Raw genomic sequence first — 24,825 nt, forward strand, 5'->3', positions numbered from 1 at the left:
CCATCCACGCCCCTTCATCGCAGAAACAGCTGGTGATCATGAGCAAGCAAGACACCTCGGCCCAGCCGAAGTCCGCGCGCGGCAAGCGCCGCGACGACTCCACCATCGGCCTGAACCCGATCAAGCGCGACGTCATCGGCACGGCCATGCGCGTGCTGACCGCCTTCACCGGGTCGGACCTGGCCGAGAAGTACAACCTGCGCGGACCGGTCGACCGGGTCGCCTACGAGGGCACCAAGACCGGGTTCCGCACGCTCGGCGCCGCCACCCGCGTGTTCGACAAGGTCGGCGGCTCGAGCCAGCCCAAGCGCCTGCCGAACGCCGCCGCACGGACCGACTTCTTCGACGTCACCCCGTCCGACGAGCAGCAGATGATCGTCGACACGGTCGCCGAGTTCGCCGCCGAGATCCTGCGTCCGGCCGCCCACGCCGCGGACGAGTCGGCGAAGGCTCCGTCCGATCTGCTCGAGCGCGCCGCCGAACTCGGCGTCACGATGATCAACATCCCCGAGGACTTCGAGGGCGCCGCCGACGAGCGCGGCGTGGTCACCAACGCGCTGGTCGCCGAGGCCCTCGCGCACGGGGACATGGGCCTGGCCCTGCCGATCCTCGCCCCCAGCGGAGTCGCGGTCGCGCTGACGCAGTGGGGCACCGACGCCCAGCAGCAGACCTATCTGCCCGCGTTCGCCGGCGAGAACGTCCCCGCCGCCGCGGTCGTGGTCAACGAGCCCCGCGCACTCTTCGATCCATTCGCCCTGCAGACCAAGGCCGTTCGCTCGCCGGGCGGCTACCGCCTCAACGGCGTCAAGTCGCTGGTGCCTTCGGCCGGGTCTGCCGAACTGTTCGTCATCGCCGCCGAGCTGGACGGTCGCCCCGCCTTCTTCATCGTCGAGTCCGACACCGCGGGCCTCGTCGTCGAGGCCGACCCGAGCATGGGCCTGCGCGCCGCCGGGCTCGGCCGGATCGAGCTGACCGACGTGAGCGTGCCGGAGTCCGCCCTGCTCGGCTCCCCCGACGCGGTCGAGCGCAGCGGGCAGTACGCCGACGCCATCCACCTGTCCCGGCTGGGCTGGTCCGCCCTGGCGACCGGCACCGGTCAGGCCGTACTCGACTACGTCACCCCGTACGTCAACGAGCGTGAGGCCTTCGGCGAGCCGATCAGCCACCGTCAGGCTGTCGCGTTCATGGTCGCCAACATCGCCATCGAGCTCGACGGCCTGCGGTTGGTCACCTACCGCGGCGCAGCCCGTGCCGAGCAGGGACTGTCGTTCGCCCGCGAGTCCGCGCTGGCCCGGCGGCTCGCGACCGACAAGGGCATGCAGATCGGCCTCGACGGCGTGCAGCTGCTCGGCGGGCACGGGTTCACCAAGGAGCACCCGGTCGAACGCTGGTACCGCGACCTGCGCGCCATCGGCATCGCCGAGGGTGTCGTCCTCCTCTGACCAGCCTTTCTGCGACAGTCCCACTCTGATCCCGGACCTCGTAGTCCTTCCGTAACGGAGACACCATGATCAACCTCGAACTCCCCAAGAAGATGAAGGCCGCGTCGAACCAGGCACACCAGGCCGCGGCGCAGATCTTCCGGCCCATCTCCCGCAAGTACGACCTCGCCGAGCACACCCGTCCGGTCGAGCTGGACACCATGGCCAGCCTCGTCGAGGGCCTGGCCGACGCCGGTCAGGCCGCCTCGGGCGCGACCCTCGGCCGCGGCACGCAGGCCAAGGCCGCCGGCAACGTGAACGGCGGCAACATGGCCTCGCTGATGAATGTCATCGAAACCTGCTGGGGTGACGTCGGTTTGACGCTGTCGATCCCCTATCAGGGCCTGGGCAACTCGGCCATCGCCTCGGTCGCCACCGACGAGCAGATGGAACGCTTCGGCAAGGTGTGGGCCTCGATGGCCATCACCGAGCCGAGCTTCGGCTCCGACTCCTCGGCCGTGACCACCACCGCGGTCCTCGACGGCGACGAGTGGGTGCTCAACGGCGAGAAGATCTTCGTCACCGCCGGCGAGCGGTCCACCCACATCGTGGTGTGGGCGTCCGTCGACAAGTCCAAGGGCCGCGCGGCGATCAAGTCGTTCGTCGTCCCGCGTGACGCCCCCGGCCTGTCGGTGGCCCGGCTCGAGCACAAGCTCGGCATCCGTGCGTCGGACACCGCGGTGCTGCTGCTGGAGAACTGCCGCATCCCGAAGGACAACCTGCTCGGCAGCCCCGAGGTCGACACCGAGAAGGGCTTCGGCGGGGTGATGGCGACGTTCGACAACACCCGTCCGCTGGTGGCCGGCATGGCGATCGGCTGCGCCCGCGCGGCGCTCGAGGAGTTGCGCACGATCCTCACCGACGCGGGCATCGAGATCTCCTACGACACCCCGGCGATGAGCCAGCATGCCGCCGCCGCAACGTATCTCGAGCTCGAGGCCGACTGGGAGGCCGCGTACCTGCTCTCGATCCGCGCAGCCTGGATGGCCGACAACAAGCAGCCGAACTCGCTGCAGGCGTCGATGGCCAAGGCCAAGGCCGGCCGGATGGGCACCGCCGTCACGCTCAAGGCCGTCGAGCTGGCCGGCTCGCTGGGCTACTCCGAGCGGACCCTGCTCGAGAAGTGGGCGCGCGACTCGAAGATCCTCGACATCTTCGAGGGCACCCAGCAGATCCAGCAGCTGGTGGTCGCCCGCCGCGTGCTCGGCCTCTCGTCGAGCGAACTGAAGTAGTCACCCCCGCACTCGGACGGCTCCGGAACCACTTTCCCGGAGCCGTCCGAGTGTGTCCGGGACAGGTAGCACACTCGACAGTGACGCGGGTCTCACGATCCGATAACGTGATACGGCTGGTACCACATAACGGAGCCGCGGGCGGACGCCGAGTCCGTACCCGGCCGGAGGGGTCATCGATGACGCAACTTCTCACCACCGCCGCACCGCTGCTGCGCGACGTCACCGGACGCGCCGTGGACTTCGCCAAGAGTGTGCAGGTGATGTACCGCTCGGGACTGATCCCCGTCACCCGCCCCGACTTGGGCGTCGAGTCACTGCTGGCGGCCCGCCGGTTCGGCCCGTTCGTCGCGGCCACCCGCCATGCGGCCCACCAGGATTCGGCCGCGGTGGCACTGATCGACGAACGCGGCCCGATGACCTTCACCGAGCTCGACGCCCAGTCGAACGCCCTCGCCCGCGCCTGGTCGCAGCGCGGACTCGGACCGGGCAGCGTGATCGCGGTGCTGTGCCGCGACCACCGCGGCCTGGTGCTGTGCATGCTCGCCGCAGGCAAGACGGGCGCCCGGCTGGTGATGATGAACACCGGGTTCGCCGGGCCCCAGCTGGCCGATGTCTCGGCGCGCGAGGGCGTGCAGGCCCTGGTGTACGACAGCGAGTTCACCGAACTGCTCTCCGGCATCCCCGCATCGACGCCGCACTTCCTCGCCTGGGTCGACCCCGAGCACGCCGTGGACCCCGACATCCCCACCCTCGACGACCTGATCGCGAACACCTCGACCGATCCGGTCCCGGTACCGCCGAAGCCCGGCGGCTTCGTGCTGCTCACCAGCGGCACCACCGGCACCCCCAAGGGCGCCCCCCGCGAGCACACCTCGGTGTTCGCCAGCGCCCAGTTCCTCGACCGGGTGCCGCTGCGCACGGGCGGGATCACCTACATGGCGGCGCCGATCTTCCACGGCACAGGGCTGTCCCAGTTCGTGCTGTCGTTCGCACTGGGCTGCACGGTGATCATGAGCCGGCGGTTCGACCCGGAGAAGACGCTGCGCGGGGTGGCCGAGCACAAGGCCGACGCGTTGATCGTGGTCCCGACGATGCTGCAGCGGATCATCGACCTCGGTCCCGAGGTGCTCGCGCGCTACGACACCTCCGCGCTGCGCATCATCTTCGCGGCCGGCTCCGCGCTGTCCCCGGACCTGTGCCGCCGCACCGCGGAGTGCTTCGGGGACGTCCTCTACAACCTGTACGGCTCGACGGAGGTCGCGGTGGCGACCGTCGCCACCCCCGAGGAGCTCCGCAGGGCCCCCGGCACCGCAGGGCGGGCCCCGGTCACCTGCCGGGTCGCACTGTTCAACGCCGACGGCAAGCCCATCACCGAACCGCACCACACCGGGCGAATCTTCGTCGCCAGCGGCCTGAGCTTCGGCGGCTACACCGATGGCCGGCACAAGGAGATCATCGACGGCCTGCTCTCCAGCGGCGACGTCGGACATTTCGACGAAGAGGGGCTGCTGTTCGTCGACGGCCGCGACGACGACATGATCGTCTCCGGCGGCGAGAACGTCTATCCGCTCGAGGTCGAGAACCTGCTCGCGGACCGGCCGGATGTACTCGATGCCGCCGTCGTCGGCGTGCCCGATGCGGATTTCGGGCATCGCCTGCGCGCGTATGTCGTCCCCGGGCCGGATTCCGCCCGCGACGGCGACGAGATCAAGGCGTTCGTCAAGGCGAACCTGGCCCGGTACAAGGCGCCTCGCGAGGTCGTCTTCATCGACGAGTTGCCGCGCAACGCCACCGGCAAGGTCCTTCGGAAGGTGCTCGAGCAGATGGAGATCTGAGCGCCGCAGCCGCACACCGTTCAGACCGCGAGGGCCGCCCGTTCCGGGTGGCCCTCGCGTCGTGAACCGGCGGAAATCGCCTGTCCCCGTGTGAGACCCGACACATAACAAATGCATAACAAACCGGATACGCAGAGGTGTAGCGGCGCGATGACCTGGCGATATAAGCCGGATCGAATCCCACGCTGTGGGCGTTACGTGCGATTTCCGGCCCCGTGACCGCCCCGAGATCCGTCGTTAGTGTCGTCCTCGGCCCGCAAGCCTGGGCCACTGCCGGTCCGCCCGCTGATCGACCCAACCCGCCCCGCGGCCCGGCACCACGAACCCACCTCGGGGCGGGGACGAGTTCACCATCTCCCACGCAGTGGCAGCATCCATCCCGGGTGGCCGGCGTGCGCGGAACTCGTCAGCGGTGCGGAAAGGATCCACCCAGATGACCACGAATCGCGCAGCGAAGGCCCTCGGCTGGGTCACCCTGACCGGCGCGCTCGTCGCCGTCCCGCTCGGCCTCGCCGCCGGCACCGCCAACGCCAGCGACTGGGACGCGGTCGCCCAGTGCGAGAGCAGCGGCAACTGGAACACCAACACCGGTAACGGCTACTACGGCGGACTGCAGTTCAGCCAGAGCACCTGGCAGGCCAACGGCGGCACCGGCAGCCCGGCCAACGCGTCGCGCGCCGAGCAGATCCGTGTCGCCAACAACGTCCTCGACACCCAGGGCCCCGGCGCCTGGCCGGTGTGCGGCCAGTACCTGCAGGGCGACTACTCGGGCGGCGCGGACACCACCGACGCGTCCTACAACGCGCCGGTCCAGCAGGCCCCGGCCCAGGTCGAGGAGACCACCCCGCAGCAGGAGGCGGCCACCCAGGTGCAGGACACCGCGAGCCAGGCCGCCGACGCGGTCCTCAACGTCTCGCCGGAGGGCGCCGACTACATCGTCAAGGCCGGCGACACCCTCTCGAAGATCGCGACCGAGTACAGCACCCCGGGCGGCTGGCAGGCCCTGTTCGAGAAGAACAAGGACGTGCTGGCCAACCCGAACATCATCCTCACCGGTCAGGGACTGCAGGTGAAGTAGGCCTCGCGGCTCCGCGTCACCACCCTCTCCACCGATCCCCGGCGGCCACCGAGCGTGCGCCCGCCGGGGATCGGCGGATCTGTTGATACTGTCGCGAGGTCGATCGAGGAGCGGACGAGGAGGCGCGGTGCCACGGGTGGCGGAGGGACGAGCAGCGGCCGAGCCGACCTCGGCGGTACAGCGTGAGCGCCGCGACGGGATCCTGCGGGCCGCCGCGGAACTGGGCACCGAGAACAGTCTCGACGCCGTGCAGATGACCGAGGTCGCCACCCGCGCCGGGGTCGCCCTGGGCACGCTGTACCGCTACTTCCCCTCCAAGGCCCACCTGTTCGCCGGGGTCATGGTCGCCGAGGTGGAGTCGCTGTCCGGATCGATCGCTCGCTTCGCCGACCCCGCCAAGGCACCCCACGAGCGGGTCGCCGACGTTCTCTGGCGCGCCACCCGGTCGCTGCTGAACAAGCCCAAGCTGACCACCTCGATGCTCCGGTCCGCCTCCGCCGGCGGTGCGGAGGTCGCGGCCGAGCTCGGACGGATCGACGAACAGTTCAACGCGCTGCTGCTCGAGATGCTCGGCATCGACGTCCCGACAGTCGAGGAGGCCGCGATCCTGCGTCTGGTCCAGCTGATGTGGCTGGGCCTGCTGCAGGCCACCCTCGGCGCCCGCATGTCGATGCGTGAGGCGGAATCCGACCTGCGCACCGGCTGCCGGGTGATGCTCGGTTCCGTCGCCCGGTAGGCCCGAGCGAGCCGCGCCGAACCGCCACCGGGAGTGCACTCATGATCTTTCCGAAGGTCCGCGATCCCCGTCTGACCACGATCCGCCGCGGCGGGACGCTCACCGACGCGGACCACCATCTGCTCGCATTGTGGGCGGCGTCCTGCGCCGAGCACGTCCTCGGGCACTTCGAGACGGCCTGCCCCGAGGACCCCCGGCCGCGCCACGCGATCGAGCAGGCCCGGGCCTGGGTGCGTGGCGAGGCCAAGATGATGGATGCCCGCGCCGCCGGCGGGCACGCGATGGGGGCGGCCAGGGATCTGGCTGGGGCACCACGGTTCGCCGCCTACGCCGCCGGACAGGCCGCCTGCGTCGCCCACGTCGCCGCGCATGATCTCGGCGCCGCCGCCTATGCGATCAAGGCCGCGCGTGCCGCCGCGCCGAAGAGCGAGCAGCAGGCCGCGGAACGACTCGAGTGCCGATGGCAGCGCGAGCAGCTCCCCGAGGCGGTCCACGCGCTCGTGCTCGACGATCAACGATTGCGGAACGACATCTGCTGGTCGGTGTTCGACTGCTGAGCACCCGCCCGTAAACACCCTGCCGAGCACAAAGAACACCCACGACGAAGAACACCGGCGTCCTGCTGTGCAGGACGCCGGTGTTCTTCGTACTTGGTAGCGGGGACAGGATTTGAACCTGCGACCTCTGGGTTATGAGCCCAGCGAGCTACCGAGCTGCTCCACCCCGCGTTGGGTGAAACCCAGGTTACAGACGGGCGGGAACGAAAAGCAAATCGGGCCCGCACCCCGGCGTGCCGCCGCGAGGGAAACCCCGGTTCGCCGCCGTTCCCACCCGCCCGTCATAAACGGAAACGGTCCCGGACGTGATGTCCGGGACCGTTTCCTTGTAGTAGCGGGGACAGGATTTGAACCTGCGACCTCTGGGTTATGAGCCCAGCGAGCTACCGAGCTGCTCCACCCCGCGTTGGGTGAAGCCCAGGTTACAGGCGGATCGGAACGGAAAGCAAATCGCCCGGCCGCTACCGCTCCGACCCGCCCTGACCTGGAATTATTCAGTTCCCCCCGCCGCTGGGGGCCGGGGCCGGCGACGCACCGGTTCCTGTGTTCCCTGTCACCTTCTCGTAGTTGTCGATCGCGGTCTGCAACTGCGCGAGCGCCTGGCCGTAGGCGTTGAAGTCGCCGCTGGACTGCGCCTTGCTCAGATTCTGCAGCGCCGCGTTCAGCTGACCGACCGCGGCGGCCTCACCGGCGGGCGCCGGTGCCGTCGGCGCAGGGGCGGGGGTGGGCTCCGGCGACGGCGTGGTCGGCGACGTCGGCGGGGTGGCCGGCTGTCCCGGGGCCGGCGACTGCGGCTGTGGCTCCGGGCTGGGTGCCGTCGCCGAGTTCGCGGCTCCGGGCCCGAACACCTGCGAGAGCGCCTCCGCCAGCGTCGGCGCATAGCCGACGATGACCTTGTTGTTGCCGACGCTGTAGCTAACCAGCACCCGCGAGAGTTGCGGGAAGGTCGAGCCGCTGCTGTCGCCGCTGTTCTCCGCGTAGAGCGGCTCCACGTAGAGGATGCCGCCGTCCGCGATCGGCAGTGTGAGCAGGTTGCCGTACTGGATCTTGTTCGATTGGAACAGCGTCTTGTCCGACGACACCCGCGGATCGGACTTCATGGTGTTCTGTGCCTGCTGCGGACCCTGGGTCTGCACCTGGGTCGGCAACTGCAGCACGGTGAACTTGCCGTAGTTCTCGGGATCCGAGTCCACCGAGATGTAGGCGGACAGCAACTGCCGGTTGAAGCCGTTCATCGGGCTGGTCAGCTCGAACTCCGGCTTGCCCGTGTCCGGGTTGCCGGCGATCACGTAATACGGCGGCTGCTTCTGGTTGGTGTCCACCGTCGGATCGTTGGGTACGGACCAGAACCCGTTGCCGTTGAAGAACTGCACCGGGTCGGAGACGTGGTACTTGGCGAGCATCTCGCGCTGCACCTTGAACAGGTCCTCCGGGTAACGGAAGTGCTCGCGCAACCCCGGCACCTTGTCGATGGCGCTCTCCGGTTGCACGGTTCCCGGGAAGGTCTTCATCCACGCCTTGAGCACCGGGTCGTTCTTGTCGACCTGATAGAGCTTGACGGTGCCGTCGCAGGCATCGACCACCGCCTTGACCGAGTTCCGGATGTACGACACCTCCTTCTTCGGCAGCGGCCGGCCGGTGGTGGTGTCGACGCTGTCCGCGACCGCACCCTCGAGCGAGGTGCGCTGGGCATACGGGAAGTTGTCGAGCGTGGTGTAGCCGTCGACGATCCAGACGATCCTGCCGCCGACGACTGCCGGGTAGGCGCTGCCGTCGGTGGTCAGCCACGGGGCGACCTTCTGCACGCGGTCCCGCGGGTCGCGGTCGAACAGGATCTTCGAATCGGATCCGATCGCGCCGGAGAACAAGATGTTGCGCTCGCCGTACTTGGCGGCGAACGCAAGCCGGTTGAACCAGTTCCCGATCGAGACGCCGCCGGAGCCCGTATAGGTGTACTTGGCGCCCTGCCCGTCGTACTCGCGGCCCTGCCCGTCGTCCTTGCCGCCGACGATGGCGTAGTCCGGCTTCGGCTTGGCGATGACCTCGCCGTAGTAGATCCGCGGCTGGGTGACCTTGATCAGCTCGTTGCCGCTCTTCTGCGAGGCCAGGTCGCTGACCTTGTAGATCGGGTAGCCGCCGGCGTTGGCCTTGCTGTCCGGGCCGCTGGCCGTCACCTGGTTCGCCGGCGCCGCGATGAAGCCGTCGCCGTGGGTGTAGACGGTGTACTTGTTGATCCAGTCCGTCTGGTTGCCGGTCAGGTTCGACGGCGACATCTCGCGCGCGGCGACGACGTAGTCCTGCTTCTTGCCGTCGATCGTGTAGCGGTCCACCGCCAGCTTGGACGGGAAGCCGTAGAAGTTCTGCAACTGCTGTTGCTGGGTGAAGGTCGGCGACAGCAGGTTCGGGTCCAGCAGCCGGGTGTTGGCGATGGTCGTCACGTCGGCGGGAACATCCTGCGGGGCCTTGGTACCCACGCCCGGATAGTCGACGTAGGTGACGTTGTCCTTGGTGATGCCGTACGCCTCACGCGTCGCCTGGATGTTGCGCTCGATGTACGTCCGCTCCTTGTCGGCGGCGTTCGGCTTGACCGAGAACTGCTCGACCACCAGCGGCCAGGCGGCGCCGACCAGGATCGACGAGAGCACCATCAGCGCGGTCGCCAGCGCCGGGATCCGCAGATCACGCAGCACGATCGCCGCGAAGAACGCCCCCGCGCAGATGATCGCGATCGCCATCAGCACCAGCTTGGAGGGCAGCACGGCATTGGCGTCCGTGTAGCCCATCCCGGTGAAGGTCGGCTCCTTGTCGGTCGCGGTGAGCAACGAGTACCGGTCGAACCAGTACGAGACGGCCTTGAGCAGCAGGAAGGTGCCGGCCAGGATCGCCAGCTGCGCGCGGGCGGCCTTGGTGAGGGTGCCGTCCCGCCCGGCGAGGCGCAGCCCGCCGAAGACGTAGTGCGTCACCAGGTTCGCGAAGAAGGCGACGAGCACCGCGGCGAACAGCCAGCTCAGCACGAACTGGATGAACGGCAGGTCGAACGCGTAGAAGCCCACGTCCTTGTGGAACTGCGGGTCCTCGATGCCGAAGGATCCGCCGTTGAGGAACAGCTGGATCATCGCCCACTTGCTCTGCGCGACCAGTCCGGAGATGACACCGACCACGATGGGGATGCCGAGCCCGAACAGCTTCAGCCTGCTCATCACCACCGTGCGATACCGCGCGATCGGGTCGTGCGGCCCCGACACCGGGACGAACACCGGCCGCATCCGGTACGCCAGCAGCAACGCGCCGAAGACGATCGCGCCGACCACCAGTCCGACGACGAAGAACAACGCGATCCTGGTCAGCAGGATCGTGCTGAACACCTCGCGGAACCCGATCGCCCCGAACCACAGCCAGTCGATGTAGGCGCCCAGCAGCCGGGGGCCGATCAGCAACAGCGCGGCGATGATCACCGCCACGATCAGCAAGATTCGGCTACGACGGGACAACTTCGGCATTCCGCTAGGGGCCCGCATGCCCACCTGTCACGCTCCAACCTCTCCGGCGACGGTCGGCACCCGGCTGGGCGCGACCCGTCGCAACCGTGGCGACACCACCGCACGGGCAGGCTCCGAAACATCCGGCGCCCGCCGATCCGGCGCTGCCGCCATTTGGTCCGACTCTAGTGACAACCCGCGTCGGGTGTCGGCCACAGTGGCAACGGACCGGCGCACGGTCCGGTTCCCTCGCCGCGCGGTCCGGCGGCGGGAGCGGCCGCGCGGCCGACGGGGGACGGCGACACGGCACTGCGCGGTGCGAAGATGAACCGGTGACCGATCGCCACGACTTCGACGATTCCGACCGCAACCATGCCGACGACTCCGGCGCCCATCCGCTCGACATCGGGCCGGATGCCCTCGGCCGGTGCGTGCGCGAGGTGGTCGAGTTCGTCGACGCCGCCGGCTGGGACCAGCCGCCGCAGATGTTCGCACTGGTGCCGACCGCGCTGCTCGCCGAGACCGAACCCGAACTGGTCGACGCACTGACCACCGACGCCGAGCTGACCCCCGTCGAGCAGGAGTCGCTGCCGCCGTCGGTCTCGGGGGGATCGCCGGAACTCGACGAGGTGCTCGCCACGATCAGCTGGCCGGAAGCCGTCGCCGGCTGTGCGCTGGTGCAGGAGATCGTCGTGCTGCCGCCGGCCGCCGAGGAGACGATCGACGCGGCACTGCTCGACGACGCCCTGCTCGAGGGCGACGGCGCAACCGCCGACGCCGAGGCCGCCGCGGCCGACCGCGCCCTGCGGTCGGTGGCCGACGCGCACCCCGAACGACGCGAGGCACGACTGGTGGCAGCGACGCTGCGCACGGGCGAGTCGCTCTGCCTGCTGCAGCTACGGCCCGAGGCCGGGGCCGATCCCGACGCCCCCGTGGAGCTGCTCCGGTACGAGGGCCTGGCACCGAACCTGGTCAACGCCCTGCACGCGACGTTCGAGGACGCCGAACCCTGGTGAACGCTCGACGCACGGTCGAGCCGCTAGCATCCGGACGGGTCGCCGAACTGCGCGCCGCACCGCTGACCTACCCGCTGATCGGCACCGAGCGCGCCGCGCGCGCCGCGCCCGCCGGTCATAAGCAGTTCGAGCGGTCCGCACGGATCGGGCACGGCGACGAGAACTTTCGCCGCGCCTCCGACCTGGTGCTGTCCTGGGGGCTGCAACTCGGCGCGGGACTGCGCCCACGGGCGTCGTCGCCGACGGTCGAGCCGGACGCCGTGTGCGAACTCCGGCTCGGGGTGGTGCCGTTGGGTCTGACGGCGCCCTGCCGGGTCGTCGCCGTGTACGAGGACGAGCACGCGCGCGGATTCGCCTACGGCACGCTGCCCGGACATCCGGAGAGCGGCGAGGAACTTTTCCTTGTCGAACGTGAGCCCGACGGCGGTGTGCGGCTGCGCATCCGCGCCTTCTCCCGCCCGGCGACCAGGGTCGCCCGGTGGTCCGGTCCGCTCGGGCGCCTCGGGCAGTCGCTGATCACCGAGCGGTACCTGCGCGCGTCACTCGAGCTCACCGCGGACTGACCCGGCGCGTTCCCACACCCCGTCCGGCGAACCCGTCTCCCTGCCGCTCCTCGGCTCCTAGACTGGGAGGCCATCCACTCGAGCTCGGCCCCGCCGTCTGGGAGGAGAGCCCCATGTCCGACCGCACCTCTGCCCGTGCCGGACAGGCGCCACCGGTGTCGGGACCCGACCAGCTCCGCAACGTGGTGCTCATCGGGTGCAGCGGAGTCGGCAAGACCACCCTCGCGGAGTCGCTGGCGCTGGCCGCGGGCATGATCGGCCGTGCCGGGCAGGTTACCGAGGGCACCACCGTCTCGGACTTCGAGCCGATCGAGACGAAGCAGCAGCACTCCGTGCACCTGGCCGTGCTTCCGCTGCCGTGGAACGGGGCCAAGATCAACCTGCTCGACACCCCGGGCCACCCCGACTTCGCCGCGGAACTGCGGGCCGGCCTGCACGTTGCCGACGCCGCCGTCTTCGTGGTCTCGGCGACCGACCCGGTCACCGAACCCACCCGGCTGCTGTGGCACGAGTGCGCCGAAGCCGGGATCCCGCGGGCGATCGCCGTCGCCAAGCTCGACGTGGCCCGCGCCGGTTTCGAGGACATCCTCACCGCCTGTCACGACGCTTTCGGTCTGGGGCCGGACACGCTCCGGCCCGTGTACGCACCGGTGCTGCGCGACGGCGTGCCCTGCGGATCGGTCGACCTGCTGACCGGCCGCACCTACGGCGAGGCCACCGAATCCGACGCCGCCGCACCGTCGGTCGCGGCCGCGCGGGAGAGCCTGATCGAGGCGGTGTCCGGCCAGGACGACACCCTGCTCGAGCGTTTCCTGTCCGGCGAACCGATCGACGCGGCGATGCTCGAGGAGGGCATCCGCCGGGAGGTGCACGACTGCGCGCTGCACCCGGCGCTGGCGGTCACCGACGCCGGCCTCGGTGCGGCCGAACTGCTCGACCTCGTCGTCACCTCGTTCCCCGACCCCACCCACCGCCGCGGACCCGCGTCCGGCGACCCCGACTCCCCGCTCGCGGCGCAGGTGGTCCGGATCGCCTCGGACCCGTACGTCGGCCGGATCTCCCTGGTGCGGGTGTTCGCCGGCACGCTGCGCCCGGACATGCACGTGCACGTGTCCGGCCCCGGCCGGTCCACCGCCACCACCGACACCGAGTCCGATGAGCGGATCACCACGCTGACCAGCCCGTTCGGCAAGCAGCAGCGACCGGTGCGCGAGGCGCTCGCCGGCGATCTGGTGTGCGTGCCGCGCCTTTCCGGCGCGCGCATCGGCGACACCCTCGGCGACGGCGAACACGACGCGCTGGAGAGCTGGCCGGTCCCCGAGCCGCTGTTGCCGGTGCCGATCGAGCCGCACAGCAAGGCCGACGACGACAAGCTCACGCAGGCGCTGGCCCGGCTGTGCGCCGAGGATCCGGCCGTCCGGCTCGAGCAGAACCCGGACACCCACCAGTTGGTGCTCTGGTGCACCGGCGAGGCCCACGCGGACGCCGTCCTCGACCAGCTGCGCAGCCGGTACGCCGTGCACGTGGACACCGTGCCCTACCAGGTGGCGCTGCAGGAGACGTTCGGCTCGGCATCGTCGGGGCACGGCCGGCTGGTCAAACAGTCCGGCGGACACGGCCAGTACGCGATCTGCGACCTCCAGGTCGAACCGCTGCCCACCGGATCGGGCGTCGAGTTCTGCGAGCACGTGGTCGGCGGCGCGGTGCCGCGCCACTTCATCCCGTCGGTCGAGAAGGGGGTCCGGGCCCAGCTGAGCAAGGGCGTCGCCACCGGACACCCGCTGGTCGATGTGCGGATCACGCTCGTCGACGGCAAGGCGCATTCGGTCGACTCGTCGGACGCGGCCTTCCAGACGGCGGCCGCGATGGCGCTCAAGGATGCGGCCGAACACGCCTCGATCCGGCTGCTCGAACCCGTCGCCGCGGTCAGCGTGCTCGTGCCCGACGAGTACCAGGGCGCCGTCCTGAGCGACCTGTCCGGCCGGCGCGGGCGGGTGTTGGGATCCGAACTCGGCGACGAGGGCATGACGCGGCTGCGCGCCGAGGTCCCGGAGATCGAACTCGCCCGCTACCCGATCGAGTTGCGGGCGCTCAGTCGCGGGACGGCCGAGTTCGCCCGCACCCATCTGCGGCACGAACTGGTGCCGGCCGCCGTGGCCGACCGCGTCTCGGGCAACGGCCGACCCGGCTGAGCCTCAAGCCTCACGGCGGCGTGTCTCACCGCCGCGCCAAACTTGGAAGTGTGCGCATAGTTCCAACTCTGTCCATTTTCGCCGCCGAGCGAGACACCGTCCGCGGACGCACCAGGCCTGGGCGGTCAGTACCGGATCAGCACTGCGGAATCAGCACTGCACGGTCAGCACTGAGGGACGGGTTTGCCGGTGGTGTAGTCCCCCAGTCCGGCGATCGCACTGCTGAGGCTGTCGACCTTGATCAACGAGAGTCCTTGCGGCGCAGTCTGCTTCGCGACACTGCAGTTGTCGGCAGGGACCAGGAAGACGGTCGCACCGGCATCGCGGGCCGCGCGCATCTTGTACTCGATCCCGCCGATCGGCCCGACCTGGCCGTCGGGATCGATCGTGCCGGTGCCCGCAACGAACTTGCCGGCATTGAGCTCGCCGGGGCTGAGCTTGTCGACGACGGCCAGCGAGAACATCAGTCCCGCCGACGGACCGCCGATGTTGGCCAGGTTGAAGTCGACGGTGAACGGCACCTGCGGGCGATCCGCGAGCACGATCCCCATCACGCCCTTCGAGTCCTTCGGGTCGGGACCGGGTGCCAGGGTGATCGAGGTGGCACCCTCGACGCCCTTGCGGCGGTAGACGACCGGGATCTGCTGACCCGGCTTGGTGTCCTTCATCACCGCCTGCACCTGATCCGAGGTGGCGACCGGCGCGCCGTCGACCTGCACCAGTTCGTCACCGGTCTCGAGCTTGCCCTGCGCGGGTCCGCTCTGGGAGACCCCGCCGACGGTGGCAACGAAGGGATATTTCAGATAGCGCAGCGCGGCGGACTCGGCGTCGGCCTCCGAGCCCTGGAATTCGGCGGTGTTCTGCTTGTCGATCTGCTCGCGCGACTTGCCGGGCGCGTACACCTCGTCGCGCGGGACCAGGCCCTGGCTGCCGCTGGCCCACAGCCCCAGCGCCTCGAAGACGGTCAGGTCGTCGCGCACCGAGACCGTCGTCATGTTCAGGTGCCCGGCGGTCGGGTCCAGCTGGGTGCCCTGGATGTCGACGACCGGCGTGGACTTGCCGTCGATGTCGACGTTGCCGAGGGTGTTGAACGTCGGGCCCGGGCCCAACGCCACGAACGGCACCCGCACCGTCGAGCCGATCACGCAGAGCACCACGATCGGCACCAGCGCGGCGACAATCGTCACAATCCGTCGGTTCACTCGGACCAGCGTAGAGTGCCCGCGGTTGCGGCGGGCCACTAGGCGGCGGTCCCGAACGCCCGACCGGCCCACCCCGCGAACGACGTCCACGCCAGTCCGGGGTGCGCGGCGCGCAGTTCGCGCATGTCGACGCGGTACCCGGGATCGTCGAGGAAGCGCCACATGGCCCGCTGGTCCGGGTCGCGGATCGCTTCGAGCGCGACCCGCTCGTGCCGGACCGTCCGCCCCAGCGCCCGCCCCAACTCCACGGCCATCATCCTCGGGGTCAGTTCGTCGCCGGCCAGGTCGATCCGCCGGCCGAGGTAGCCGTTGGGCTCGAGCAGCACCCGGGCCGCGAACCGGCCGAGGTCGACGCGGGCCAACTGCTGCAGCGGCCGATCGGACGGCAGCGGCAACTCGAGCACACCCTCACCGATGCGCCGCGCGCCGGCGAGCGCGTTGTCGAAGAAATAGGTCGGCCCCAGGATCGTGTAGGGGATCCCGCTGGCCGCGAGTTCGCCCTCGATGACTGCCTTGCTCTCGAAGTGCGGCACCCCGCTGCCCCGGTCGGCGCCCGCCACCGAGCTGAACACCAGGTGGGGGACGTGTTCGCGGCGCGCCGCGGTCAGGATCGCCCGCCCCTGCGCGATCTCGGCCTCGACTCCGGACTCGAACGGGGTCGTCATCGCATAGACCGCGGCGACACCGTGCATCGCCGCGCACAGCGACACGACGTCCTCGAGCGAACCCGTGATGATCTCGGCGCCGCGATCGGCCAGCCGTCCGGCCGACGAAGAGGTGGGATCGCGCACCAGCGCCCGCAGGTGCGAGGTGCGGACGAGCAGGGCCTCGCTGACGGCACCGCCCTGCCCGCCGGTCGCCGCGAGCACCAGGATCGGGCCATCGTTCACCGAACGCCCCCTTCAGCGGGCCCGCCGTCCCGACCCGGTCGCCCGGCGCAGATCGCTCCGGGAATGCGGGGTCGGCACGTCCGGCCACTGCCTTCGAGGATAGTCGCCTCGATGCCGGACGCAGGCGCCCCGATCCGGCCCTCGCCCCGCCGGTCGCAGGAACCGGATTTCGCCGTGAGCGTGATCTCGGGGCGGGTCCGGGCCCGCGAATCCTTGTACCGTGAAGCCATGAGCGATGTGCCGTTCGGCTTCTCCAACCGTGACGACTCCGACCCGGACGATTCCGGCTCGGGCGATTCCGGCAAGCGGAAGGACGACCAAGGCCGCGGGGACGACGTCGGCGGCCAGCAGTTCCCGTTCGGCTTCGGCCCCGGTGGGCTCGGCGGGATGTTCGGAGGCCCGGGTGCCGGCGGCACCGATCCCGGCGCCATGGGCGGATTCGACCCGGCAGCGCTGGGTCAGATGCTGACGCAGTTCGGCCAGATGCTCAGCGGCATGGGCAATTCGATGGCCTCGGGCACCCAGAAGGGACCGGTCGACTACGGCCTCGCCAAGAAGCTCGCACTTCAGCAGATCGGATCGGCGACACCGATCGGTGCCGAACGCACCCAGGCCGTCGCCGACTCCGTGCGACTGGCCGAGCTCTGGCTCGACGACGCCACCACACTTCCGGCCGGTGCCACCGTCACCGCCGCCTGGACCCCTGCCGACTGGCTCGAGCACACCATGGACACCTGGCAGCGACTCTGCGACCCGGTCGCGGAGAAGCTGTCGACGATGTGGATGGGCGGCTTGCCCGAAGAGGCCCGGGAGATGGCCGGCCCGCTACTCGGGATGGTCGGGCAGATGGGCGGTTTCGCCTTCGGCTCCCAGCTCGGCCAGGCGCTCGGCCAGCTGTCCAAGGAGGTCCTCACCTCGACCGACATCGGTCTGCCGCTGGGCCCGGCCGGCACCGCCGCCCTGATGCCCGAGGCCATCGCGGCCTTCGGCGAAGGGCTCGACCAGCCGCAGCGGGAGCTGGTGGTGTTCCTGGCGGCCCGCGAGGCCGCCCATCACCGCCTGTTCAGCCACGTCCCGTGGCTGCGCCAGCGGGTGCTGGCCACCGTCGAGGAGTACGCCCGCGGCATCAGCGTCGACTTCTCCGCGATGGAGGAGGCCGCAAAGAACTTCGACCCGTCCATGCTGGCGGATCCGTCCGCGCTGGAGAACATCCTGCAGCAGGGCGCGTTCGAGCCGCAGACGACACCCGAGCAGAAGCTCGCGCTCGAGCGACTCGAGACGCTGCTCGCACTGATCGAGGGCTGGGTGTCGACCGTCGTGTCCGCCGCCCTCGGCGACCGACTGCCCGGCGTCGACGCGCTAAGCGAGACGCTGCGCCGCCGCCGGGCCAGCGGCGGGCCCGCCGAGCAGACGTTCGCCACACTGGTCGGGTTGGAGCTGCGGCCCCGCAAGATGCGTGAGGCCGCCGCACTGTGGACGCGGCTGGCGGAGGCCGGCGGCATCGACAAGCGCGACGGCGTGTGGGCCCACCCGGATCTGCTGCCCGACGGCTCCGATCTGGACGATCCCGCGGCATTCATCGATCGCGTCCTCGGCGGCGGGACCAGCGCCTTCGACGACCCGATCGCGCAACTGCTGCGGACCGAGGCGAAAGAAGCCGCCGAGCGCGAGCGTGCCCAGCGCGAACGCGACGCCGACGGTGGCGCGCCCCCTGGCGACGCCGACACCGAAGACCCGAAGCCCGGGGACCCGGGACCGCGGGATTAGGGTCCGCGGGATCAGGGCCGCAGGCAGGACCCGCTAGCCGGCCGCCTCGCATTCGCCGTCCCAGCCGGGCACGCCCGGCTGGGACGCGACGTCAGGGTCCGAGTCCATGCCGGGGACGGCACCCGGCAACCGTCCGACCGCGGCGTAAGCCTCCAGATAACCGAGCGCACGCTCCGTCTTGGGATAGCGGCGCACCTGCTCCTAGAACTGCGGTGTGTGCCCACCGGCGACCAGCAGATGCGCGAGCTCGTGGACCAGCACATAGTCGAGCACGTACGGCGGCACGCCGCGTAGCAGTTCGCTGACCCGGATGGTCCGGTCCGACGGCGTGCAGGACGCCCACCGGGTGCGCATCGGCGGAACCCAGCGCACGGAGCTGGGCCGGGCCCGGCCGTCGAGCCATTGCACCGACAACTCGGCGGTGCGCCGCGCCAGTTCGTCGTCGCTGCGGGCGCTACGTTGCGCCGCCCGGCGATCGGCCCGTTCGAGCTTCTCGATCATCTCCGCGACCAGTTCGGACTCCTGCTGCGCGGACAGCCCCGCAGGCATCAGCACCACGACCGTCTCGCCCTCGCGGCGGGCGCTGACCGTGCGGCGGCGCCGCGTGCTGCGCCTGATCTCCACCACCGGCGCCGACCTGACCGCCGGCGTTCCTTCGGAAGTCCGGTCTGCGAAGCGCCCGTCTGCGCAAGCCCCGCCCCCACCCGCTGCACTCATGACCGACAACGTAGCGACCGGCACCGACATGCCGGCCTCATCCCCCGGTGAGCACCCGCACGGAACACGCCCTGGGGAGAAAGCCGGAGCCTGTGGACAACTCCCTCCCGGACGGGGGCGCGAGGTGGTCCGGCGTGTCACCATGCCCGCATGACAGCTGTGCACGACAGGCCACTGGCGCTGCGTCGCGATCTCGCCGTGCTGATCCGGCCGACCGGCCGGATCCAGATCGGTTCCGATCCAGAACGCGCCCTGCTGGTCACGCCGCCGGACGGGGTGCCCGCCGCTCGTTTCGCCGCGTGGCTGCGTTCGTTGGACGGCAGCGCCGGCCCCGACCAGTTGCGCGCGCGGGTCGCGGAGTCCGGCGCCCACCCCGCCGAGGTGGATGCGGTGCTGCGTGAGCTCGAGCACGCCGGGCTGGTCACCGCGGTCGCCGCCGCCCCGTCCCGCTCGGAGCGGCGGGTCCGGGTACACGGGCCGGGCCCCCTGGGCGACGGATTGTGCGCGGCGCTCACGGGCGACGGTGCGCAGGTGAGCCGGTCCCGGCGCTACACCTGTGATCTCGCGGTCGACCGGTGGCAGACCGACCTGGTCGTCCTCACCGACGACCAGGTGGCCGATCCGCGCCTGGTCATGGCGCTGATCGAGGCCGGTGTGCCGCATCTGCAGGTTCGGCTGCGCGACGGGGTCGGCATCGTGGGCCCACTGGTGTTCCCGGGGAGCACCAGCTGCCTCGGCTGCGCCGACCTGCACCGCCGCGACCGGGATCCGGAATGGCCGCACCTGGCCGCCCAGCTGCTCGGCACCATCGGGTGCGCACCGACGGCGACGGTCATGGCCACCACCGCCGTCGCACTGCACGAGATCGACCGCGTGTTCCGCCGGGTCGCCGACCGTCCACCGGCGACGCTCGACGCGACCGTCGAGGTCGAACTGGACACGAACGCGCTGGTCACACGCCCATGGTCACCGCATCCCCTGTGCCGCTGCCGCACCCTCCGCGATGCGTCCCCCGCCACCTGACCGACCCGCGGCGGCAGAATCAGGAACAATGGGACACGTGTCCGACATTCCCCGCCGCGGTGCCGCACGAACTGCCAAGCTGGCGACCCTTCCGCTGGGCATGGCGGGGCGTGCCGCCGCCGGCCTCGGCAAGCGGCTGGCCGGCCAGAGCAGCGACGAGATCACCGCCGAGCTGTCCGCCAAGGCCGCCGAGCAACTCTTCGCCGTCCTGGGCGAGCTCAAGGGCGGTGCGATGAAGCTCGGGCAGGCGATGAGCGTGTTCGAGGCCGCCATGCCCGACGAGCTAGCCGAGCCGTACCGCGAGGCGCTGACCAAGCTCCAGAACGAGGCCCCGCCGATGCCCGCCAAGACGGTGCACCGGGTGCTCGACCACCAGCTCGGCACCCGCTGGCGCGAACGCTTCCGTTCGTTCGACGACGCCCCGTCCGCATCCGCCAGCATCGGGCAGGTGCACCACGGGGTGTGGTCCGACGGGCGCGACGTGGCGGTCAAGGTCCAGTACCCGGGCGCCGACGAGGCGCTGCTGTCGGACCTACGCCAGCTGCGACGGCTGGCACCGCTGTTCAAACCGTTCGCGCCCGGCACCGACATCAAGGGTCTGATGGACGAGCTGACGGACCGCTCGGTCGAGGAACTCGACTACCGGATCGAGGCCGACAACCAGCGCGCGTTCGCCACCGAGTTCGCCGGTGATCCGCACATCGCGGTGCCGGCGGTCATCGCCAGCTCGCCGAAGGTCGTGGTGTCCGAGTGGATGACCGGCACCCCGCTCGCTCAGGTGATCGCCGGGGGAAGTCGTGACGAGCGCAACGCCGCGGGAGAACGACTGTGCGAGTTCCACTTCGCGGCACCGGCCCGGGTCGGGCTGATGCACACCGATCCGCACCCGGGCAACTTCATGATGCTCGGCGACGGACGGCTCGGCGTGATCGACTTCGGCGCCGCGGTGAAGATGTCGGCCGGCATCCCGCCGGAGCTGACCACCATGGTGCGCCTGGCAGTGCACGACCGGCGCGACGAACTCGTGAACCTGATGACACTCGCGGGCTACGTCACCCGACGTGAACGGCTCGACGCCGCCGATGCGATGGAGTTCCTGCGCCCGTTCGTCGAACCGCTGCACACCGACCGCTTCCACTTCACCCGAGCGTGGATGCAGGAGATCGCCGGCCGCTACTCCGACGTGCGCGGCAGGGAGTTCGCCACCAGCCGCTCGTTCACGCTGCCGCCCCAGTACCTGATGGTCCACCGCGTGCTGCTCGGGTCGGTGGCCATCCTGTGCCAACTCGACGCCCAGGCGCCCTACCGCGAGGTGATCCGTCGGTGGGCGCCCGAGATGCTGATCGACCCGGACTCCGGCGCGTCACACGGTGACGCGCCGGACCCGGAGCCGCTCGCGGAGTGATCTTCACCCTCGTCCGCGGTGGCGCCGAGCGCCGGGTGACGCCGGGTGCGGTGAACGCTGGGCTCACGCCGCCGACACCACCTTGCGCGGGCGGCCGCGGGGGCGCTTGCGGACGATCACCGTGCCGTGATCGAGGATCTCGCCGCCCCACACGCCCCACGGCTCGCCCCGCTCGAGTGCGGCGGACAGGCACGACTGCCGGACGGGGCAGTCGCCGCACAGCGCCTTGGCCTGTTCGAGTTCGGTGGGGTTCTCCGCGAACCAGAGGTCCGGTTCGCCGGCGCGGCACGGGAGCCGATCCAGCCTGATGCGGTCACTGTGCGCGGGGACGGTCTGCGTGATGGGTCGGCGGGTTGTGGTCAACACGTCGATCTCCTCTGTCGGTAGCTGTGTGGTCGATGGTCGGTGACCCGGACCGTCGTCCACACCTGACTCGACCGAGACGAGAGGTGATGAAAAACGAAGGCCACGGGCCCGCTGTGCGGATCCGTGGCCATCGGCGTCAGGGGTGTTCTACCCCTGGCCGGGATGTCTGCTCACGGATGCGCGGGTTGCGGTGCGACGACGGAATGCCGGACGCGGTGCCGCTGCACGCGGTGCCCGACTCGCTGCTGCGCGAAGGGCCGGAGTCGCTGCGGCACGGGGTGCCGAAGGAGCAAGTGCGACTGCGACTTCCGTCACGCACTGATCCTTGATCCACATTCTCATCACCTCCCTTACGCGCTCGTGCCTCCGCGGGGCGAACCCCACGCTGTCGGTATCGGACTACATCAGCGGAACATTGTCCGTCGAGTCTCGGTCCCGAACAACTCGGACCGCACGGGTCGAACGATACGGTCCAAGGGTATTGATCGTTCCGGAAACCCACAACCTATTTTTGACCTGCAGTTTCGTACCCGACGCCGCGGCGCGGGCGCATCCGGGTCAGCCGGCGGCGCGCACCACGGCGAGCACCTCGGACCCGAACCGCTCCAGCTTCGCCGCACCGATGCCCGGAATCGCCACCAGCGCGGCCTCGTCTGTCGGCAACTGCTCGGCGATGGCCGTGAGGGTGGCGTCGGTGAACACCACGAACGCCGGCACCTTCAACTCCTTCGACTTCTCCGACCGCCACATCTTGAGCGCGTCGAACAACGCTGCGTCGAGGTTCGACGGGCACTTCTCGCAGCGCCCCAGCTTGGTCGCCATGGTCCCGACCAGCGGCTTGCCGCACACCCGGCAGCGCGGCCGCTTGCGTTCCTTCGCCGGCGCGGCGATCCGTGCGGCCGGCGAGTCCTCGGGGATCAGCCCGTACAGGAACCTCGACCGGCGGCGCGACTTGCGGCCACCCTCGGACCGCGCCAGCGCCCAGGACAGCTGCAGGTGTTCACGCGCGCGGGTGATGCCGACGTACAGCAACCGGCGCTCCTCCTCGACCGCCGCCTGGTCGTCGGGCTCGCCGCCGCTGCCGAGCGCGTGCGCGATCGGCAGGGTGCCGTCGGTGAGCCCCACCAGGAACACCGCATCCCATTCGAGGCCCTTCGCCGCGTGCAGCGACGCGAGCGTGACACCCTCGACGACCGGTGGGTGCCGCGACTCCGCGCGGGTCTGCAGTTCGCGCAGCAGTCCCTCGAGGGTGAGCGCGGGCTCGTGGACCTGCAGATCCTCGGTCAGCTGCATCAGCGCGCGCAGCGCCTCCCAGCGCTCGCGGGCCTGCGTACCGACCGGCTCGGCGTCGGTGAGCCCGAGCGGGACCAGCGCCGCCCGCACGAGCCGGACCAGTTCGGGACCGGAGGTGGCCTCGGCGGGCAGATCCGCACGGCCGGCCAGCTGGCGCAGCGCGCCGACCGCCTGCCGCACGTCGGCCCGGGTGAAGAACCCCTCACCGCCGCGCACCTGGTAGGGCACCCCGAGCTCGGTCAGCGCCTGCTCGTGCACCTCCGACTGGGCGTTGATGCGGTAGAGCACGGCGATCTCGGACGCGGGGACCCCGGAGTCGATCAGCATCTTGACCGCCTTCGCGGTCGCGGCGGCCTCGGCCGGCTCGTCGTCGTACTCGGCGAACTGCGGCTCCGGGCCTGCCGGACGCTGGCCGATCAGTTGCAGCCGGGTGCCCGCGATGCGGCCGCGGGCCGCGCCGATCGCCCGGTTCGCCAGCGAGACGACCTGCGGCGTGGACCGGTAGTCGCGTTCGAGGCGCACCACCGTCGCGTCCGGGAAGCGGCGGGAGAAGTCGAGCAGGAACTTCGGCGAGGCGCCGGTGAACGAGTAGATCGTCTGGTTCGCGTCGCCCACCACCGTCAGGTCGTCGCGGTCGCCCAGCCACGCGTCCAGTACCCGCTGCTGCAGCGGCGTCACATCCTGGTACTCGTCGACGACGAAGCAGCGGTAGCGGTCCCGGAACTCCTCGGCGACGGCCGCATTGTCCTCGAGCGCAGCGGCGGTGTGCAGCAGCAGGTCGTCGAAGTCCAGCGCGTTGTGCGGCGCCTTGAGCGCCTCGTAGCCGGCGTAGACGGAGGCGACCTGCTCGGCCGGGGCGGGCGGCTCGCGGCGCAGCCGGGCGACCGCGGCCGGATAGTCCTCCGGCGCGATCAGCGAGGCCTTCGCCCATTCGATCTCGCCGGCCAGGTCGCGGATGTTCTCCCGGCTGGTGCCCGCACCGGCCCGCGCGGCGGCCTGCCCGACCACCTGGAACTTGCGGTCGAGCAACTGCCACTCGACGTCACCGACCACCTGCGGCCAGAAGTACTTCAGCTGACGCAGGGCTGCAGCATGGAAGGTGCGGGCCTGCACGGTACCCCCGGCGCCGGAGATGCCCAGCTCGCGCAGCCGGGTGCGCATCTCCCCCGCCGCGCGTGCGGTGAACGTGACCGCCAGCACCTGACCGGCCGCGACGTGACCGTCGGCGACCAGGTGCGCGATCCGCCGGGTGATCGTGCGGGTCTTGCCGGTACCGGCGCCGGCCAGCACGCAGACGGGACCGCGGGGGGCCAGCACCGCCGCCGTCTGCTCCGGGTCCAGACCGGTCACGGTGGCGGCAGTAGGCATGCAGCCATCATTGCAGTGCGTACCGACGGCAACGGCGCGGCACCGGGCGACGCGGGGAACAAACCCGGCGGCGGCATCGTTACCGCAGCCGTGACCACAGCTGATCAGGAACAGTCCGCCCCCACGTTGACCATGTACTCCACCACCTGGTGCGGGTACTGTCGTCGCCTCAAGACCCAGCTCAAGGAGGCCGGCATCGGCTACGTCGAGGTCGACATCGAGCAGGATCCGGCCGCGGCCGAGTTCGTCGGCAGTGTCAACGGCGGCAACCACGTGGTTCCCACCGTGGAGTTCCCGGACGGGACCACCGCCACCAACCCGACCCTGGCGGCGGTGAAGCGCACGCTGGGCCTGTAGAACTCCGCCCCCTGGTGGCCGCGCGGCGGGTCGGTGCTCCGCCGATCAGTCGACGCCGAGCATGACCTCGGTCGACTTGATCAAGGCGGTGACGGGTTGGCCCGCCGCGAGCCCCATTTCCTCGGCCGCTTCCTTGGTGATCGACGAGGTGACGATCTGGTCACCGCCGTCGAGACGGACCTTGACGGTGGCCATGACCGCGCCGGGCGTGACCGACACGATCACACCGGAGAGCTGATTTCGGGTGGACAGCCGCATGGTTCGG

General features: G+C 70.4%; 21 protein-coding genes and 2 tRNA genes. 13 read left to right on the top strand and 10 right to left on the bottom strand.

Translation table 11 applies throughout. The features are described 5' to 3' along the window. The first annotated feature begins 32 nt into the window (after positions 1–32). The 6 genes from G4X40_RS00920 to G4X40_RS00945 all read left to right on the top strand — a co-directional run bounded on the left by G4X40_RS00920 (position 33) and on the right by G4X40_RS00945 (position 6,922). Positions 33–1,442 carry an acyl-CoA dehydrogenase family protein gene (locus G4X40_RS00920; protein ID WP_277831189.1) on the top strand — a complete coding sequence of 470 codons (1,410 nt, stop codon included), beginning with the start codon at positions 33–35 and terminating at the stop codon, positions 1,440–1,442. Between the two features lie 65 nt (positions 1,443–1,507). Then, the gene (locus G4X40_RS00925; protein WP_277829570.1) at positions 1,508–2,713 is read left to right on the top strand and encodes an acyl-CoA dehydrogenase family protein; all 1,206 of its coding nucleotides are present in this window, start codon (positions 1,508–1,510) and stop codon (positions 2,711–2,713) included. Positions 2,714–2,892: 179 nt separating this feature from the next. Beyond that, positions 2,893–4,551 (top strand): acyl-CoA synthetase, encoded by a 1,659-nt coding sequence (locus G4X40_RS00930; RefSeq protein WP_408642084.1) that lies wholly within the window; start codon positions 2,893–2,895, stop codon positions 4,549–4,551. A 433-nt stretch (positions 4,552–4,984) separates the two neighbouring features. Beyond that, positions 4,985–5,629: a transglycosylase family protein gene (locus tag G4X40_RS00935; RefSeq protein WP_277829571.1), complete on the top strand. Its 645-nt coding sequence runs from the start codon at positions 4,985–4,987 to the stop codon at positions 5,627–5,629. A 127-nt stretch (positions 5,630–5,756) separates the two neighbouring features. After that, positions 5,757–6,365: a TetR family transcriptional regulator gene (locus tag G4X40_RS00940; RefSeq protein WP_277829572.1), complete on the top strand. Its 609-nt coding sequence runs from the start codon at positions 5,757–5,759 to the stop codon at positions 6,363–6,365. 41 nt (positions 6,366–6,406) lie between these two features. Further along, entirely contained in the window at positions 6,407–6,922 is a 516-nt protein-coding gene (locus G4X40_RS00945; protein WP_277829573.1) for a putative immunity protein, read from the top strand. Between the two features lie 94 nt (positions 6,923–7,016). Here G4X40_RS00945 and G4X40_RS00950 read toward each other — a convergent pair. The 3 genes from G4X40_RS00950 to G4X40_RS00960 all read right to left on the bottom strand — a co-directional run bounded on the left by G4X40_RS00950 (position 7,017) and on the right by G4X40_RS00960 (position 10,440). Next, positions 7,017–7,093: transfer RNA gene (locus G4X40_RS00950), tRNA-Met, on the bottom strand. Positions 7,094–7,254: 161 nt separating this feature from the next. After that, positions 7,255–7,328: transfer RNA gene (locus G4X40_RS00955), tRNA-Met, on the bottom strand. Between the two features lie 88 nt (positions 7,329–7,416). Further along, on the bottom strand, positions 7,417–10,440 hold the full coding sequence (locus G4X40_RS00960) for a UPF0182 family protein (protein ID WP_408642085.1): 3,024 nt from the start codon (positions 10,438–10,440) through the stop codon (positions 7,417–7,419). A gap of 365 nt (positions 10,441–10,805) precedes the next feature. Between G4X40_RS00960 and G4X40_RS00965 the strand changes: the two genes are divergently transcribed. The 3 genes from G4X40_RS00965 (at position 10,806) to G4X40_RS00975 (ending at position 14,172) form a co-directional block, all read left to right on the top strand. Next, complete coding sequence (locus G4X40_RS00965) at positions 10,806–11,417, top strand: PPA1309 family protein (protein WP_277831192.1); 612 nt, start codon at positions 10,806–10,808, stop codon at positions 11,415–11,417. Beyond that, complete coding sequence (locus G4X40_RS00970) at positions 11,414–11,980, top strand: DUF1990 family protein (RefSeq protein WP_277829575.1); 567 nt, start codon at positions 11,414–11,416, stop codon at positions 11,978–11,980. Before G4X40_RS00965 ends, G4X40_RS00970 begins: the two co-directional genes overlap by 4 nt. A gap of 113 nt (positions 11,981–12,093) precedes the next feature. Further along, complete coding sequence (locus G4X40_RS00975; protein ID WP_277829576.1) at positions 12,094–14,172, top strand: elongation factor G-like protein EF-G2; 2,079 nt, start codon at positions 12,094–12,096, stop codon at positions 14,170–14,172. Between the two features lie 164 nt (positions 14,173–14,336). On the opposite strand, the gene G4X40_RS00980 is transcribed toward G4X40_RS00975, so the two are convergent. Both G4X40_RS00980 and G4X40_RS00985 read right to left on the bottom strand, forming a co-directional pair. Next, entirely contained in the window at positions 14,337–15,374 is a 1,038-nt protein-coding gene (locus tag G4X40_RS00980) for a YlbL family protein (RefSeq protein ID WP_277829577.1), read from the bottom strand. A 38-nt stretch (positions 15,375–15,412) separates the two neighbouring features. Continuing rightward, entirely contained in the window at positions 15,413–16,264 is an 852-nt protein-coding gene (locus tag G4X40_RS00985) for an NmrA/HSCARG family protein (RefSeq protein ID WP_277829578.1), read from the bottom strand. A gap of 228 nt (positions 16,265–16,492) precedes the next feature. On the opposite strand from G4X40_RS00985, the gene G4X40_RS00990 reads away from it, so the two are divergent. After that, the gene (locus G4X40_RS00990) at positions 16,493–18,031 is read left to right on the top strand and encodes a zinc-dependent metalloprotease (protein ID WP_277829579.1); all 1,539 of its coding nucleotides are present in this window, start codon (positions 16,493–16,495) and stop codon (positions 18,029–18,031) included. 33 nt (positions 18,032–18,064) lie between these two features. Here G4X40_RS00990 and G4X40_RS00995 read toward each other — a convergent pair whose 3' ends face one another. Further along, on the bottom strand, positions 18,065–18,226 hold the full coding sequence (locus tag G4X40_RS00995) for a hypothetical protein (RefSeq protein WP_277829580.1): 162 nt from the start codon (positions 18,224–18,226) through the stop codon (positions 18,065–18,067). Between the two features lie 6 nt (positions 18,227–18,232). After that, positions 18,233–18,658: a M48 metallopeptidase family protein gene (locus tag G4X40_RS01000; RefSeq protein WP_277829581.1), complete on the bottom strand. Its 426-nt coding sequence runs from the start codon at positions 18,656–18,658 to the stop codon at positions 18,233–18,235. A 240-nt stretch (positions 18,659–18,898) separates the two neighbouring features. Here G4X40_RS01000 and G4X40_RS01005 point away from each other — a divergent pair, with 240 nt between their 5' ends. Beyond that, a complete protein-coding gene (locus tag G4X40_RS01005) occupies positions 18,899–19,771 on the top strand; it encodes a hypothetical protein (protein ID WP_277829582.1) in 873 nt (290 codons plus the stop codon). Positions 19,772–19,799: 28 nt separating this feature from the next. Beyond that, positions 19,800–21,176, top strand: a complete 1,377-nt coding sequence (locus tag G4X40_RS01010; RefSeq protein ID WP_277829583.1) for an ABC1 kinase family protein — start codon at positions 19,800–19,802, stop codon at positions 21,174–21,176. A gap of 63 nt (positions 21,177–21,239) precedes the next feature. On the opposite strand, the gene G4X40_RS01015 is transcribed toward G4X40_RS01010, so the two are convergent. Together G4X40_RS01015 and G4X40_RS01020 are read right to left on the bottom strand one after the other, a co-directional pair. Continuing rightward, on the bottom strand, positions 21,240–21,518 hold the full coding sequence (locus G4X40_RS01015; RefSeq protein ID WP_277831193.1) for a WhiB family transcriptional regulator: 279 nt from the start codon (positions 21,516–21,518) through the stop codon (positions 21,240–21,242). Between the two features lie 582 nt (positions 21,519–22,100). Beyond that, entirely contained in the window at positions 22,101–24,203 is a 2,103-nt protein-coding gene (locus G4X40_RS01020) for an ATP-dependent DNA helicase UvrD2 (protein WP_277829584.1), read from the bottom strand. A gap of 132 nt (positions 24,204–24,335) precedes the next feature. Here G4X40_RS01020 and G4X40_RS01025 point away from each other — a divergent pair, with 132 nt between their 5' ends. Continuing rightward, positions 24,336–24,560 (top strand): mycoredoxin, encoded by a 225-nt coding sequence (locus G4X40_RS01025; RefSeq protein WP_277831195.1) that lies wholly within the window; start codon positions 24,336–24,338, stop codon positions 24,558–24,560. A gap of 45 nt (positions 24,561–24,605) precedes the next feature. On the opposite strand, the gene G4X40_RS01030 is transcribed toward G4X40_RS01025, so the two are convergent. Continuing rightward, positions 24,606–24,818 (bottom strand): TOBE domain-containing protein, encoded by a 213-nt coding sequence (locus G4X40_RS01030; RefSeq protein WP_277829585.1) that lies wholly within the window; start codon positions 24,816–24,818, stop codon positions 24,606–24,608. Between the last annotated feature and the right edge of the window lie 7 nt (positions 24,819–24,825).

This window comes from Speluncibacter jeojiensis (assembly GCF_029589495.1).
In the GTDB taxonomy this organism is placed as follows: domain Bacteria; phylum Actinomycetota; class Actinomycetes; order Mycobacteriales; family Mycobacteriaceae; genus Speluncibacter; species Speluncibacter jeojiensis.

What these genes read in the sequence shown, in the direction of transcription:
- G4X40_RS01030 (WP_277829585.1), bottom strand. Translation starts at nt 24,818, where the DNA reads ATGCGGCTGTCCACCCGAAATCAGCTCTCCGGTGTGATCGTGTCGGTC.
- G4X40_RS00930 (WP_408642084.1), top strand. Translation starts at nt 2,893, where the DNA reads ATGACGCAACTTCTCACCACCGCCGCACCGCTGCTGCGCGACGTCACC.
- G4X40_RS01025 (WP_277831195.1), top strand. Translation starts at nt 24,336, where the DNA reads ATGTACTCCACCACCTGGTGCGGGTACTGTCGTCGCCTCAAGACCCAG.
- G4X40_RS00925 (WP_277829570.1), top strand. Translation starts at nt 1,508, where the DNA reads ATGATCAACCTCGAACTCCCCAAGAAGATGAAGGCCGCGTCGAACCAG.
- G4X40_RS01010 (WP_277829583.1), top strand. Translation starts at nt 19,800, where the DNA reads ATGGGACACGTGTCCGACATTCCCCGCCGCGGTGCCGCACGAACTGCC.
- G4X40_RS01005 (WP_277829582.1), top strand. Translation starts at nt 18,899, where the DNA reads ATGACAGCTGTGCACGACAGGCCACTGGCGCTGCGTCGCGATCTCGCC.
- G4X40_RS00945 (WP_277829573.1), top strand. Translation starts at nt 6,407, where the DNA reads ATGATCTTTCCGAAGGTCCGCGATCCCCGTCTGACCACGATCCGCCGC.
- G4X40_RS00990 (WP_277829579.1), top strand. Translation starts at nt 16,493, where the DNA reads ATGAGCGATGTGCCGTTCGGCTTCTCCAACCGTGACGACTCCGACCCG.
- G4X40_RS01020 (WP_277829584.1), bottom strand. Translation starts at nt 24,203, where the DNA reads ATGCCTACTGCCGCCACCGTGACCGGTCTGGACCCGGAGCAGACGGCG.
- G4X40_RS00975 (WP_277829576.1), top strand. Translation starts at nt 12,094, where the DNA reads ATGTCCGACCGCACCTCTGCCCGTGCCGGACAGGCGCCACCGGTGTCG.
- G4X40_RS00935 (WP_277829571.1), top strand. Translation starts at nt 4,985, where the DNA reads ATGACCACGAATCGCGCAGCGAAGGCCCTCGGCTGGGTCACCCTGACC.
- G4X40_RS00960 (WP_408642085.1), bottom strand. Translation starts at nt 10,440, where the DNA reads ATGCGGGCCCCTAGCGGAATGCCGAAGTTGTCCCGTCGTAGCCGAATC.